Consider the following 14,029-nt stretch of genomic DNA (forward strand, 5'->3'; position numbering starts at 1 on the left):
CATTATGCTTTGCCAACTCAGTATCAACAATTTTGCGATAGTACGTTTTTTAGAACTTGATTTTAAAGCCGGCATGACCACCATCACGGGTGAAACGGGTGCGGGTAAATCTATTGCTATTGATGCGTTAGGTTTATGTTTAGGTAACCGCAGCGATGCCAATACCGTGAGACCTGGAGCCAGTAAAACCGAAGTAAGCGCTCGCTTTACCTTACATGATGTGCCACAAGCTAAGCGCTGGTTAGAAGATAATGACCTTGATAATGAAGATGACTGCATTTTACGCCGCACCATTAACAGTGATGGTCGCTCACGCGCTTATATTAATGGCAACCCAGTCCCGATTGCGCAACTTAAAAGCATAGGACAATTGCTAATAGGTATTCATGGTCAACATGCTCACCATGCAATGCTAAAAAGTGAGCATCAACTTACGCTACTAGACAGCTATGCTAATCATAAGCTGTTAATTGATACTGTACATGCCAGTTACCAACGTCATAAACAGATCGAAAATGAGCTAAAAATGCTCGAACATGCGCAACATGAGCGTATATCGCGTAAACAGTTACTCCAATATCAAGTTGAAGAGTTAGATGAGTTTAATTTAGCAGATGGTGAGTTTGTTGAAATAGAACAAGAACATAAGCGTCTTGCTAATGGCACCGAATTGATAGAAACCTGCCAAGCCAGTTTAGACCTACTGACTGAAGGTGAAGAATTCAACATAGAATCACTGCTAAATAAAGTGATTCATTTAGCTGATAATTTACAAAATGTAGATGAAAAGTTCGCCCCCGTAGCCAGCATGCTTAATGAAGCATTAATTCAGATCCAAGAAAGCACAGTTGAAATAGAAGACTACCTTAGTCGTTTAGAGCTAGATCCTGAACACTTTATCTATTTAGAAAAGCGTTTAACAACGGCCATGCAACTTTCACGCAAGCATCATGTCAGTGCTGAAGACTTATTCGCGCACCATGCTCAACTGAAAGCTGAACTTGTTAGCCTGTCTGATGATGAAACTAAGTTAGATGAAATTAAACAAGCTTTAGATTTTAGCCGTGATGCCTATTTAGCACATGCACAAAAACTCAGTCAAAGCCGTGCTCGCTATGCTAAAGAGTTAGATAAATTAGTTACCCGCTCAATCCACGAATTAAACATGCCAAAAGGCCAATTTAATATTGCGGTAAACTTTAACCCAGAAATGAGTAACAGTTTAGGTTGTGATCAAGTAGAGTTTTTAGTTAGCACCAACCCTGGCCAGCCACTACAACCGATTGCTAAAGTGGCTTCAGGTGGCGAGTTGTCTCGCATAGGATTAGGCATACAAGTTATTACCGCCAAAAAAGTCTCTACCCCCACATTAATATTTGACGAGGTCGATGTTGGTATTTCAGGACCGACTGCGGCTGTTGTTGGCAGAATGCTGAGAAGCCTAGGGGATTCAACCCAAGTATTTTGTGTTACCCATTTACCGCAAGTAGCTGGAAATGGCCATCAGCATATGTTTGTCAACAAGTTCAACAAAGGTGGACAAACTGAGACGACCATGCAAAGTTTAGATAAAGAGCAACGCATAAACGAACTAGCGCGTTTATTAGGGGGTGATATTATCACTGAGAACACCCTCGCAAATGCCAGAGAGTTGTTGCAATAATGTAATATAAAATTCTAGTATGGTCGTTAAATAAAGATAAATAAAATCAAGGATAAGAATGTTTAAGTCGATACTTAAAATAGCCATTTATAGTGTAGTTTCAATAACATTAGTGATGGCGCTTACCTTTGCTGTTTTATTCTATATTAATATTGAAGACCGCTATTTATCGGTAAACACTCAACAACTAGAAAAATGGGCGCAACTTGAATCTGTCGATGAAAGTCAAAATGCTTTTATATTAGCGCAACAAATAGTCGGCACCCAGCAAGCTCCTATAATACTGCCTTTGTCAGACGCTGAGCACGTATCGCTGCAGCATTACCAACAAGCCTGCCATAAAGAACCGGTTGAAAATTGTCAGGCTTTTATAACAAGTAACTTATTAGAAATTAAGTCTATGCTGATAAGTCATGTTGATTTAATTAACCAATACCAACAAATCATCACGCAGCCTTTGTGGCAAGAAAATCTAGCTAACTCAACAGATAGACAGTTACTTAATTTCACTAACTTATTTAATATTCAGATGCTTGCCGAGCTGAATGTTCTCGTGAACTCAAGCACTCGCCGCCCTGGTATTATTAATGACTTTATCGATGCAGACTATCGTTTTTGGAACACTGTTTTCCATTCATCAAGCTACCTTGTTACCTTTTCTCTAGCCGGCAGTAAAATGCAAAGTAACTTAGCCTGGGGAGTGAAAATGCTTAGTTTAGAATCAAGCCTTAACGGTACTTACCCTGCAGCTTGGCAACTTAGCAGTAAGCTATCAGAACAAAGTATCCAGAGAGTGTTTGCGGGGAATTTGTTTTTGGCAAAGCAATGATGGTTGAAATGCTTGATAATCCCTATCCATTATCTGATATTAACTATTATAAGCAATGGCTTGTCAGTCATTTTTTCAAGCTAAATGACAGCATCAACATGAATGCGGAAAGATTGATGAATCAATATCAAAAAGTCATCGCAAACCAAATAAATAACAAAATAGTGAAAGATTCAATACATGAGTTAACAGCAAAGGATGATCAAAATGAGCAAAAATTTGCATATTGTGACCTTGATTCAACTATAAAAAAACTTTGGGCGATGAAATATAACCCTATAGGTAAAATGCTCAGCTGTTTGAATATGGGTGTGGATAAGTACTTTGACCAATCTGAGAAAATTACACGGCTACAACAAAAATCAATACGGCTTAGCACTGAAAGCACACACTCGCTAAGATAGCATTATCCGAAAAAGTAAACGCATGCCTGCAAACACAAAAAGGCAAAAACACCCGCCAGTACATCATCAATCATAATACCAAAGCCACCATGTACTTTGGCATCTAGCCACCTAATAGGCCAGGGTTTTAGGATGTCAAAGAACCGGAAAAAACCAAAACCGACTAACAACCATACCCAACCTGTAGGGGCGGCTATTAAGGTTATCAATAAACCTGCGACTTCATCCCACACAATTGCGCCGTGATCATGCACTTGCATATCTCTGGCTGCTTTATCGCAAATATAAATACCCAGCAGCACACTTATTAATGTCAAAGCTAAATATACTGGCAGGCTTAAGTGGCTCATCAATAAATATAAAGGGATAGCCGCAATAGTGCCAAAGGTGCCAGGCGCTTTAGCTGCTAAACCACTTCCAAAACCCAATGCAAGAAAGTGAATAGGATTAGATAGACGTAAACGTTTCAGTGCTGGGTCTTGTGAGAGTAACTTCATTAAAAATGCTCGAAACCTTTAAACTCTGGCGTGAAAGGTTGACCGTCTAAAGTGAATTTAATTTTATCACCAGAACAAATTTGGCCAACGTTAACAAACTTAACCCCCGCATGAATTAAGGCGGTGTCTATTGCCCCACGCTGCGACTCAGGTACAGTAAATAACAGTTCATAGTCTTCACCTCCGGTTAAGGCATAGGCTAAAGCTTGCTCTGCCGTCACACTATTTTTTAATGAGCTAGATAATGGTATTGCATTAGCATTAATCGTTGCACCCACATTGGATGCTTTAAGAATATGAGAAAGATCTGAGACTAAGCCGTCAGATAAATCAATCGCGCTAGTCGCAAGACCACGTAATGCTTGCCCTGCTAGCACCCTTGGGGTGGGATAATAATGGCGGTTCAGTAGGTATTCTTTGTACTCTGGCTTAACAGTCTGAACACCACGCAGCATATCGAGTCCAAGCGCTGAGTCGCCTAAAGTTCCGGTCACATATATCCAGTCACCCACTTTTGCACCACTGCGTTTTAGCGATTTACCTTTAGGGATCTGCCCATTAATGGTCAGATTTATACAACGGGGTCCACGGGTGGTATCGCCGCCGACTAAAGCAACGTTATAATAGTCTGCGATTTCAAATAACCCATTACTAAAATCAGTAAGCCACTGAGCATCAACATCAGGTAAAGATAGCGCTAAAGTCATCCAGGCAGGTTCTGCTCCCATAGCGGCTAAATCAGACAGATTCACTGCCAGTGATTTATAGCCAAGAGCATGTGCAGGCATATCAGCAAGAAAATGTACCCCTTCAACTAAGGTATCGCATGAAATAGCAATAACCTTACCCTCTGCAGGCTGTACCAGAGCACAATCATCGCCAATACCTAAGATGACATCACGGCGCTTCTGGCCACGGTTTTTAAAAAACTGTTCAATAAGTTGGAATTCTTTCACGCTAGCACTGGTCGGAAAACCCGCCCACCTTATGTTTAAGCATGTTAATACAAATAAAAACGGTATCCGAAGATACCGTTTCTAGGGTTACTTATTTCTCACGATTTTATCCAACAAACCGTTGACGAACTTGTGACTGTCATCAGCACCAAAGGCTTTAGCAAGTTCGATACCTTCGTTGATGGCTACCTTAAAAGGAACATCTTTTTTGAAAGTCAGCTCAAATGTTGCTAAGCGTACTATGGCTTTTTCAACTGGCGATACTTCACTAAAATCACGGTCTAAGTGTGGTTTTAATAATTCATCTATCTGAGCGACTTTAGCTGTAACACCCGCTAAAAGTTCACGAAAATAAGCAACATCAACACCATCTAAACTTTGTTCGGTTAAAAACTCATGTTCAACATCAGCAACATTGTTGCCTGTTAGCTGCCATGAATAAATTGCTTGAACGGCTAAACGGCGTGCCTTACGGCGCTCTGAAGGCTTCATTAAATTTCCTACTATACCAACTGTTTTTCTAACTCTTGAAGCACGTTAACCATCTCCAGCAGGCTTAATGCAGCTTCGCCACCTTTATTGCCCGCTTTTGTACCTGAGCGCTCAATGGCTTGCTCAATGGTATCTGTTGTTAACACACCAAAAGAAACGGGGATGTCGTACTCTAATGCTACTTGAGCAAGTCCCTTATTACATTCACCGGCAACCATATCAAAATGAGGTGTACCACCGCGGATCACAGCACCAAGTGAGATAATGCCATCAAATTTTCCACTTGCAGCAACTCGACGAGCAGCCAGTGGTAATTCCACAGCGCCAGGCACACGCACAACTGTAATGTTATCATCTGCAACCTGACCAAAACGTTTTAAAGTATCTAGTGCGCCGCTAAGCAGACTTTCAACAACAAAGCTATTGAAACGCGATACAACGATCGCCACTTTGGCATTTTTCGCTTCGATATTACCTTGAACTATGTTCATTTTTATCTTACCTAATTTAGCTAAAGCACCCAGCCTGGGCGAAAGAGGCGGTATGATAACACAGCCGACCACTCTGAGCGCAATGCAATTATTGAAAATGTTAAATTGAATTTATTAACAATTTATTCCGAAATATATTCAGTCACTTCCAAGCCGAAACCCGACAAAGAATGATACTGCTTAGGCGAACTCAACAAACGCATAGTGGTGACACCAAGGCTTGATAAAATTTGTGAGCCTACACCAACACGACGTGACGTACCTTGCCACAAAGCAGGAGCCATAGCTTGACCATTGTCTTCGGCCTCAAATGACTTAACCTTAGCCAATATACTGCTGGTGTGTTCTTGATTACCAAGCAATACCAATACACCACCGTCATCTGCAATTCGCTCCATGGCTTTTTCAAGCGGCCAGCTGCGTTTTTGATCGCGTTCTGAATGCAGTAAATCATTAAAGGTATTCTGCAAATGCACCCGCACCAATGTATTAGCGTTAATATCACCCTTAATCAAGGCGTAATGAAGTTGGTTATCGATAGTGTCTCTAAATGTCACCATATCAAACTCACCAAAGCGGGTAGGCAGTTTACATTTTGCTTCACGTACAACTGTGGTTTCTTTGTTATTACGATACTCAATTAAATCGGCAATAGTGCCCATTTTTATGCCATGTTTCTCACTAAAAATTTCTAAATCAGGACAGCGAGCCATAGTGCCATCTTCATTTAAAATCTCAACAATCACACCTGAAGGTTCAAAACCAGCAAGACGGGCTAAATCACATCCAGCTTCAGTATGGCCAGCACGGATCAGCACCCCGCCATCTTGGGCCATCAAAGGGAATATATGCCCTGGCTGAACTAAATCGGATGCTTTGGCATTTTTAGCCACTGCAGCTTTAACTGTTACCGCTCTGTCGTGGGCAGAAATACCTGTGGTAACACCTTCAGCCGCTTCAATAGACACGGTAAAATTAGTTGAAAACTGGGCGTTATTATTGGTCACCATTAAAGGTAAATTTAATTGCTGACAACGCGCTTTTGTCATAGTTTGACAAATTAAGCCACGACCGAAAGTGGCCATAAAATTGATTGCCTCCGGCGTCACACAATCGGCGGCCATGATTAAATCACCTTCATTTTCACGGTCTTCGTCATCCATCAAGATAACCATTTTACCAAGACGGATGTCTTCGATGATTTCTTCTATACTGTGTAAAGCCATGTAGGGACCTTTATTTGTTATTTAGGGTGATTAGTTATGCTCTACTCAACATGCCGAAAAGTAGTACATTGGTCAGAATGTTGTTTTATAAGGCTTAGTGGTAATGATAAAACTCTAGGCACTTATTAATCACATTCTACGGGTTACTTCATAAATCCAGCACTGGCTAACATCGACAAGGTGACGCCAGATTTAGGTTGCTGTTCATCTTGTGGTTGCATTAATCTTTCAAGATACCGAGCTATTAAGTCAACTTCAATATTAACGCTAGCACCGGCTTTTAATTCGGTTAACGTCGTTTCACTTGCTGTGTGCGGCACAATAGTCAACCTAAACTGATTACCTTTGACCTCATTAACGGTCAAGCTCACACCATCTATGGTGATTGAGCCTTTATGGGCAATATATTTAGCTAAATCAGCAGGAGCTGACAACCAAAACTCAATCGCTTGTCCACGGTACTGACGCCCATCGACTTTAGCGACACCGTCAACATGGCCGCTAACCATATGGCCACCTAAACGCGTTGTTGCTGTAACCGCCTTTTCTAAGTTAACTTTTTGGCCAACCTGATAGTGAGCGAACCCCGTTAAGGTAACAGTTTCTGCAGAAACATCGGCAACATAGCCATCGGCTAAGCATTGGACTACAGTCAAGCAAACGCCGTTTGTGGCAATGCTGTCACCTAATTTTACATCAGATAAATCAAGTTTACCGCTAGCCACAGTTAAGCGGATATCGTTACCTTTACGCTCAATTTTGCGCAAAGTGCCTAGGGCTTCAATAATGCCTGTAAACATAGTGAGTCACTTTTCCTATTTATGCCCATCTGAATTGAACATTAATGATGAGGTATTCTAGCTGAAACCAAATACAAATCGTGTGTCTTGGCCAACATTTCGTTTATCTTTTAAGACTATTTTAGGAATTTGATCCATTGATTGATAATCCGCTAAGGTCAACATGTTGCGCCCTTCACTGCCTAACAATTTTGGGGCTTGATACACAACAAGCTCATCGACCAAATGATGTTCAATAAAACTGCCCGAAAGTGTCGCACCGGCTTCAATCATCACAGAGTTACAACTTTCGCCCAAATATTTCAATACGGTGTCCAGACAAACTCGCCCTGCACTATTTGCATTTACTTGCAGTAAACTAACATGCTTAGGAAAAAGTGCTTGTACCGCATCAGAATAACCACAAGTTGACACCAATAAAATCGGCGTTTCAATACTGAATAAGGTAAATTCAGCGGTTAATCGGGCTTGGGAATCTAATACAACCCTTAGTGGCTGATGTAGAGATGTGGGTAAAAGTGAATTTTTCAAGCTACCAAGCTCGTTATAACGCACATTTAAGCTAGGGTTATCTGCAATAATGGTTTCAACGCCTGTGATTAATGCACTATGACGGGCACGCATTCGTTGCACATCTTGTCGAGCGGCAGGGCCGGTAATCCATTTAGATACACCATTAGACAGCGCTGTTTTGCCATCTAAACTGGCAGCAACTTTAACCGTCACCCAAGGTAAACCGGTTTTCATCCGCTTCATAAAGCCTGGGTTTAACTCCAATGCTTCAGCTTCTAATAACCCGACGTCGACGTGAATACCTGCATCTTGCAACATCGCAATGCCGTTATCAGCCACTTGAGGATTAGCATCTTTCACCGCAATAACGACTCTAGCAACTTGAGCATTAATTAACCCTAAGGCGCAAGGCGGAGTACGCCCATAATGACTACAAGGCTCTAACGTGACATAGGCTGTCGCGCCAAGGGTAGAATGCCCTTTTTTAGCGGCATCAGCTAACGCATTGACCTCAGCATGCCCTTGCCCCGCAATCTGATGATAACCTTCACCAATAATAACTGAGTCTTGAACAAGTACGCAGCCAACTGATGGATTGGGGCGAGTGGTATAAAGACCTTTTCGCGCCAGCTGGATCGCTCGACTCATCATTTGGGTATCAAATACACTAAAACTAGTCATAAAAGTTTACTCAAGTCGTAGGAAAATTATTTTTGCAATTTGGCAATCGCTTCACCAAATTGAGACACATCCTCAAAGGCGCGATAAACAGAGGCAAAGCGAATATAAGCTACTTTATCTAGGCTCATTAATTGATCCATCATTAAGTTACCTATCATCTCTGAGTTAATTTCACGTTCGCCTGTTGCACGTAATGTCGACTTGATTTTTGTAATTGCTTGTTCGATTTCATCCATAGAAACCGGACGTTTTTCAACTGCGCGTAACATACCACCGCGGAGTTTTTCTTCATCAAAAGGTTGGCGGCTGCCATCACGTTTAATCACCCTAGGCATGACTAGCTCTGCGCCTTCAAAGGTTGTAAAACGTTCATGGCATTCAGTGCATTCGCGGCGACGGCGCACCTGGTGGCCATCGGCCACTAAGCGTGAATCGATAACTTTAGTGTCTGTCGCGCTACAAAAAGGACAATGCATTGAACCTCCGTAAAATAAAATGGCCGCTAAAATTAGCGGCCATAAAGTTTATCCTATTTACTCATCAAGGTTAAGCTAACCTTTAAGGCTGGCGCTACCGATGAAAAAGGATGTTCCGCAAACTGGAGTTATCCGTAAACAGGGAACTTAGCACATAAGGCCAACACTTGACCTTTTACGCTATCAATCACAGTTTGGTTTTGTGCGTCATCTAAAATGTCACAAATCCAACCCGTTAATTGCTTCGCTTCAGCTTCTTTAAAGCCACGACGAGTAATCGCTGGCGTACCAATACGAACACCTGAAGTCACAAATGGTGAACGTGGATCATCTGGTACCGAGTTTTTATTAACCGTGATATTGGCACTGCCTAAGGCTGCATCCGCTTCTTTACCGGTTAAATCGCGACCGATTAAATCAACAAGCATTAAGTGGTTTTCGGTACCGCCAGAAACAATTTTGTATCCACGCGCTAAAAATACTTCAACCATTGCTTTAGCGTTTTTAACAACTTGTTGTTGGTAAACTTTAAACTCAGGCTCTAGTGCTTCTTTAAACGCAACCGCTTTACCTGCAATAACATGCATTAATGGGCCGCCTTGGCCACCAGGAAATACCGCTGAGTTTAATTTTTTGTATAAGTCTTCGTCATCAGCTGCAGAGATAATGATACCGCCACGTGGGCCTGCTAATGTTTTATGGGTTGTTGAAGTAACAACATGGGCATGAGGCACTGGCGTTGGGTAAACACCTGCAGCGATAAGACCCGCTACGTGCGCCATATCGACAAAAAAGTATGCGCCAATTTTGTCCGCTATTTCACGCATTCTGGCCCAGTCGACAATACCAGAATAAGCAGAGAACCCTCCAATCATCATCTTAGGTTTATGCTCTACCGCTAAACGTTCCATTTCATCGTAATCGATTTTGCCCGACTCATCGATACCATAAGGAATGATGTTATATAATTTACCAGAAAAGTTTACTGGTGAACCGTGGGTTAAGTGACCACCATGCGCTAAGTTCATACCAAGTACAGTGTCACCCGGTTTTAAAAGCGCCATAAATACTGCACTGTTTGCTTGTGAACCTGAATGCGGCTGTACGTTGGCGTAAGTTGCACCAAATAATTCTTTAGCACGTTCAATAGCTAAGGTTTCAACAACATCAACATATTCACAACCGCCGTAGTAACGCTTACCAGGGTAGCCTTCAGCATACTTATTGGTTAACTGTGAACCTTGAGCTTCCATCACGCGTGGGCTAGTATAGTTTTCAGATGCAATTAACTCGATGTGCTCTTCTTGGCGACAAGTTTCATCTTCAATGGCTTTAAATAGTTCTGGATCGTAATCCGCTATATTCATCGCTTTCTTAAGCATGGTAACTCCAACGGTAGGTTTTATATTAGTAGGGTTGCGCGGTATTCTACTCTGCAAATGCAAACAATCCCAGCCTTTACGGCATGAATTAAGTTATTAAACAACAATAGATAATCTCATGCGAAACAGAAAATAACCTTAACTTACATGCGTTAACTATCGCCACCTTAAGATTTATGCCATTTTTTCACCCTACATAATCCATAAAACAGTCACTAAAAACACTGTTCTATTTTTACGACTAAAACGGCTTATATTACGCAGTAAACCACGACTACTAGGCGACTTTCTGTTTAGCCTAATTCTGACGGTTCTGAGCTAGTGCGCTACAAGATGATAAAAATCGACTTATTACAATTAAAATCCGATTTAAGTTCGATTAAGATTCCATTAGAATCATCCTATTCTGTGTTAATCAATGTTGGAACCTCATGGCTCAATTTGTATATAGCATGCTAAGAGTGGGCAAAATTGTCCCACCTAAAAAGCAGATTTTAAAAGATATCTCTTTAAGTTTTTTCCCTGGCGCAAAAATTGGCGTATTAGGCTTAAACGGTTCAGGTAAATCAACACTGCTGCGCATTATGGCTGGTCTTGATACTGAAATTGAAGGCGAAGCTCGCCCTATGCGGGCCTAAAAATTGGTTATTTGCCACAGGAACCAAAACTAAACTTAAACCAAACGGTTCGTGAAGCGATTGAAGAAGCGGTAAGCGAAGCTAAAAACGCACTAACTCGTTTAGATGAAGTTTATGCTTTATATGCTGAGCCTGATGCCGACTTTGATGCATTAGCCAAAGAGCAAGGCGAATTAGAAGCCATTATTCAAACCCACGATGCCCACAATCTAGACAATGTGTTAGAACGCGCGGCAAATGCATTACGTCTGCCCGATTGGGATGAGAAGATTGAAGTGTTATCGGGTGGTGAGCGTCGCCGAGTGGCGATTTGTCGCTTATTACTTGAAAAACCTGAAATGCTGTTACTTGACGAACCAACCAACCATTTAGATGCTGAATCAGTAGCTTGGCTTGAACACTTTTTACAAGAATACACTGGTACTGTGGTCGCTATTACCCATGACCGTTACTTCCTAGATAATGCAGCGGGTTGGATTTTAGAGCTTGACCGTGGTGAAGGTATTCCATGGGAAGGCAATTACTCTTCCTGGTTAGAGCAAAAAAATGATCGTCTTAAGCTAGAATCAGCAACTGAAAGCGCTCGTCAAAAGACCATAGCAAAAGAACTAGAATGGGTACGTCAAGGCGCTAAAGGCCGCCAATCTAAAGGCAAAGCACGTATGGCGCGTTTTGAAGAGTTGAACACCAACGACTACCAAAAACGTAATGAAACTAATGAGTTATTTATCCCTCCTGGACCACGTTTGGGTGACAAGGTCATAGAGGTTACCAACTTAACTAAATCCTATGGCGATCGGGTATTAATTGATGATTTAACCTTCACTGTGCCAAAAGGCGCAATCGTCGGTATTATCGGCGCCAACGGCGCGGGTAAATCAACCCTGTTTAAAATGATCTCTGGTACTGAACAACCTGACAGCGGCACAATTTCTGTGGGTGAATCAGTGCAAATAGCCTCAGTAGAGCAGTTCCGTGATTCAATGAATGATAAGAATACTGTGTGGCAGGAGATCTCTGGCGGTCAGGATATTATGAAAGTCGGCAATATGGAGATACCAAGCCGTGCGTATGTTGGTCGCTTTAACTTCCGCGGTGGAGATCAACAAAAAATTATCGGCACTTTATCAGGTGGTGAACGCAACCGTGTCCACCTATCTAAATTACTTCAAGCCGGTGGTAACGTATTACTACTCGATGAACCAACCAATGACTTAGATGTGGAAACTTTACGTGCACTAGAAGAGGCGTTATTAGAGTTCCCAGGTTGCGCCATGGTAATTTCCCATGACCGCTGGTTCTTAGATCGTATCGCAACCCATATTTTAGATTACCGTGATGAAGGTAAAGTTAACTTTTATGAAGGAAACTATACTGAATATTCTACTTGGCTAAAAAGTACTTATGGTGCTGATATTGTTGAGCCACATCGCTTAAAATATAAGCGTATGACAAAATAAAATCACCCAATTGACAACAGGGGCTTCGGCCCCTGTTTCATTATTGTCTAATGATCGTCAGATAAAGCATTAGGGCATTACGTCAAAAATTTGTCATTTATACTGAGTCCTCGCCATAATCTGTTTGTAAACCCCTAACAAGTTAAGTATTATCACTTAATTAATGGATTATTTTGTGCGTTGCTGATTTTTGTTAACAATTTCATTTTGCAGCGATTGTATAAGCTAATAGTTATTCAACGGAGATATCAGTGAGATACGGTTCAATTACCCTTGCGTTATTGTACTTATTTGCGAGCAACTCTTTTGCTGCATTAGAAGTCATCAACTCAGAAGAAAAAAGACGTCTAACTCAAATTGAAGATCAATTCGATATTGATGCACTATTAATTTCAGTTAATAACAAATTTACTCAACATAATAAGAAAGCCTTTGATATAGAAGAGCTGGTAGAGCAAATTGAAAGTGAAAAACAGTCATACGATTTGTTAATCACTGATTTACCTAAAAAAATACTTGCTAAAGACAATATGCCTCAGGTCTATAAACAGATTGAGTCAACGGTAAACAAAATTGACCAACTTGAAACTCGCTCAATTGAAGAATCTGCAGCTTTAGAAGCAGAAAATGCTGAAATTTTGGCAGAATATAACGCGATTAATACTAAGCGTACTGCACAAAGTAAACAGCTTTTTAAGTTGAAAACAGATATAACTAACCGTTTAATTGGCGATTTATCAAAATCAAGTAGTAGCCTTCCGGTAAATATTAATGGTTCAACTGAATGCTCTAAATACCAGTCAATTACTGATTGTTTAAAAGAATCTAAAAGCTTTATTTTAACTAACACCCGCAATGAATCACCATTTCTGAATGATAAAAGCGTGCTATTGTCGTACGAAGTAATGGATGCCAACATGAACATGAATGGTAACTTAAATTACACCGTAGCGATGAAATTTAAACCATCATATAACAACAAAATTGATCAACTACTTAATGAAAGATTAGGATTAAACTCTGCCATGATCACCTTGGTCAGCAATGTGCCTGCTGATTGGTTTGTTAATGGTGTTAAAATTGGTACTGGTAAAGAACTATTCCATGAAATTCCTCTAGGAAAGCATGGTATTTTAGCGTCATACCAATCAAAAGATAAATCCAGTGTTGAGAATATTGAAGGTAACGGCGTATTTAATTACACCTTTGACTTATCTGGTTCTGCTTTAACCAAAAGTAACAGCAAATCGTCTTCAGGTGTGACTGAGTCAGCTAAGGGTGAAATCAAGCAAAAACCTAAAGCTAAATATACCTTAATGGCTGATCAAAAAACCATTAAAGAAACCAAACAGCCAGAAGCGAAAAAATCACTATCTGAGCGCGGTTATGAGTATTTTATGGGTGTTACACCATCAAATAAAAAGCAAAACTTTGAATTTACCAATGAACCGGTAGAAAAGTAACTTACTCGATATTTGTTTAATGCTTAATCAAGCCATGCCACAGTGTATGGCTTTTTTT

Annotated in this window: 13 protein-coding genes and 1 pseudogene; 5 read left to right on the plus strand and 9 right to left on the minus strand. The window is 40.9% G+C overall.

The window, feature by feature from the left end; all coding sequences use genetic code 11:
* Window positions 1–4: 4 nt before the first annotated feature.
* Genes recN through L0B17_RS15245 form a run of 3 tightly spaced genes read left to right on the plus strand, consistent with a single transcriptional unit; the run spans window position 5 to window position 2,896 of the window.
* On the plus strand, window positions 5–1,663 hold the full coding sequence (recN, locus tag L0B17_RS15235) for a DNA repair protein RecN (RefSeq protein ID WP_235085953.1): 1,659 nt from the start codon (window positions 5–7) through the stop codon (window positions 1,661–1,663).
* A 58-nt stretch (window positions 1,664–1,721) separates the two neighbouring features.
* Window positions 1,722–2,492, plus strand: coding sequence for a hypothetical protein (locus tag L0B17_RS15240; protein WP_235085955.1), 771 nt, complete (start codon window positions 1,722–1,724; stop codon window positions 2,490–2,492).
* Entirely contained in the window at window positions 2,489–2,896 is a 408-nt protein-coding gene (locus L0B17_RS15245; protein ID WP_235085956.1) for a hypothetical protein, read from the plus strand. The genes L0B17_RS15240 and L0B17_RS15245 overlap by 4 nt, the downstream gene beginning before the upstream one ends.
* 2 nt (window positions 2,897–2,898) lie before the next feature.
* Here the strand turns inward: L0B17_RS15245 and L0B17_RS15250 are convergent, their stop codons facing one another.
* From L0B17_RS15250 to glyA, 9 genes are all read right to left on the minus strand, one after another.
* On the minus strand, window positions 2,899–3,393 hold the full coding sequence (locus tag L0B17_RS15250; RefSeq protein ID WP_235085958.1) for a phosphatidylglycerophosphatase A family protein: 495 nt from the start codon (window positions 3,391–3,393) through the stop codon (window positions 2,899–2,901).
* Window positions 3,393–4,349 (minus strand): thiamine-phosphate kinase, encoded by a 957-nt coding sequence (gene thiL, locus L0B17_RS15255; protein ID WP_235085960.1) that lies wholly within the window; start codon window positions 4,347–4,349, stop codon window positions 3,393–3,395. The genes L0B17_RS15250 and thiL overlap by 1 nt, the downstream gene beginning before the upstream one ends.
* An 87-nt stretch (window positions 4,350–4,436) precedes the next feature.
* Window positions 4,437–4,841 carry a transcription antitermination factor NusB gene (gene nusB / locus L0B17_RS15260; protein WP_235085961.1) on the minus strand — a complete coding sequence of 135 codons (405 nt, stop codon included), beginning with the start codon at window positions 4,839–4,841 and terminating at the stop codon, window positions 4,437–4,439.
* 11 nt (window positions 4,842–4,852) lie between these two features.
* The gene (gene ribH / locus L0B17_RS15265) at window positions 4,853–5,332 is read right to left on the minus strand and encodes a 6,7-dimethyl-8-ribityllumazine synthase (protein WP_235085963.1); all 480 of its coding nucleotides are present in this window, start codon (window positions 5,330–5,332) and stop codon (window positions 4,853–4,855) included.
* 122 nt (window positions 5,333–5,454) lie between these two features.
* Window positions 5,455–6,558, minus strand: coding sequence for a bifunctional 3,4-dihydroxy-2-butanone-4-phosphate synthase/GTP cyclohydrolase II (gene ribBA, locus L0B17_RS15270; protein ID WP_235085965.1), 1,104 nt, complete (start codon window positions 6,556–6,558; stop codon window positions 5,455–5,457).
* A gap of 143 nt (window positions 6,559–6,701) precedes the next feature.
* Window positions 6,702–7,358 (minus strand): riboflavin synthase, encoded by a 657-nt coding sequence (locus L0B17_RS15275; RefSeq protein WP_235085966.1) that lies wholly within the window; start codon window positions 7,356–7,358, stop codon window positions 6,702–6,704.
* Window positions 7,359–7,415: 57 nt separating this feature from the next.
* Window positions 7,416–8,552 carry a bifunctional diaminohydroxyphosphoribosylaminopyrimidine deaminase/5-amino-6-(5-phosphoribosylamino)uracil reductase RibD gene (gene ribD, locus L0B17_RS15280; protein ID WP_235085968.1) on the minus strand — a complete coding sequence of 379 codons (1,137 nt, stop codon included), beginning with the start codon at window positions 8,550–8,552 and terminating at the stop codon, window positions 7,416–7,418.
* Between the two features lie 26 nt (window positions 8,553–8,578).
* The gene (nrdR, locus tag L0B17_RS15285) at window positions 8,579–9,028 is read right to left on the minus strand and encodes a transcriptional regulator NrdR (RefSeq protein WP_235085970.1); all 450 of its coding nucleotides are present in this window, start codon (window positions 9,026–9,028) and stop codon (window positions 8,579–8,581) included.
* Window positions 9,029–9,156: 128 nt separating this feature from the next.
* The gene (gene glyA / locus L0B17_RS15290) at window positions 9,157–10,410 is read right to left on the minus strand and encodes a serine hydroxymethyltransferase (protein ID WP_235085972.1); all 1,254 of its coding nucleotides are present in this window, start codon (window positions 10,408–10,410) and stop codon (window positions 9,157–9,159) included.
* Window positions 10,411–10,841: 431 nt separating this feature from the next.
* Between glyA and ettA the strand changes: the two are divergent.
* Together ettA and L0B17_RS15300 are read left to right on the plus strand one after the other, a co-directional pair.
* A pseudogene (gene ettA, locus L0B17_RS15295) lies at window positions 10,842–12,508 on the plus strand (energy-dependent translational throttle protein EttA).
* A 251-nt stretch (window positions 12,509–12,759) separates the two neighbouring features.
* On the plus strand, window positions 12,760–13,971 hold the full coding sequence (locus tag L0B17_RS15300; RefSeq protein ID WP_235085973.1) for a hypothetical protein: 1,212 nt from the start codon (window positions 12,760–12,762) through the stop codon (window positions 13,969–13,971).
* Window positions 13,972–14,029 lie beyond the last annotated feature (58 nt).

This window comes from Shewanella sp. OMA3-2 (genome assembly GCF_021513195.1).
Taxonomy (GTDB): domain Bacteria; phylum Pseudomonadota; class Gammaproteobacteria; order Enterobacterales; family Shewanellaceae; genus Shewanella.

Coding starts and splice junctions, on each gene's coding strand:
- recN (WP_235085953.1), top strand. CDS start 5: ATGCTTTGCCAACTCAGTATCAACAATTTTGCGATAGTACGTTTTTTA.
- L0B17_RS15240 (WP_235085955.1), top strand. CDS start 1,722: ATGTTTAAGTCGATACTTAAAATAGCCATTTATAGTGTAGTTTCAATA.
- L0B17_RS15245 (WP_235085956.1), top strand. CDS start 2,489: ATGATGGTTGAAATGCTTGATAATCCCTATCCATTATCTGATATTAAC.
- L0B17_RS15250 (WP_235085958.1), bottom strand. CDS start 3,393: ATGAAGTTACTCTCACAAGACCCAGCACTGAAACGTTTACGTCTATCT.
- nusB (WP_235085961.1), bottom strand. CDS start 4,841: ATGAAGCCTTCAGAGCGCCGTAAGGCACGCCGTTTAGCCGTTCAAGCA.
- ribH (WP_235085963.1), bottom strand. CDS start 5,332: ATGAACATAGTTCAAGGTAATATCGAAGCGAAAAATGCCAAAGTGGCG.
- ribBA (WP_235085965.1), bottom strand. CDS start 6,558: ATGGCTTTACACAGTATAGAAGAAATCATCGAAGACATCCGTCTTGGT.
- L0B17_RS15275 (WP_235085966.1), bottom strand. CDS start 7,358: ATGTTTACAGGCATTATTGAAGCCCTAGGCACTTTGCGCAAAATTGAG.
- ribD (WP_235085968.1), bottom strand. CDS start 8,552: ATGACTAGTTTTAGTGTATTTGATACCCAAATGATGAGTCGAGCGATC.
- nrdR (WP_235085970.1), bottom strand. CDS start 9,028: ATGCATTGTCCTTTTTGTAGCGCGACAGACACTAAAGTTATCGATTCA.
- glyA (WP_235085972.1), bottom strand. CDS start 10,410: ATGCTTAAGAAAGCGATGAATATAGCGGATTACGATCCAGAACTATTT.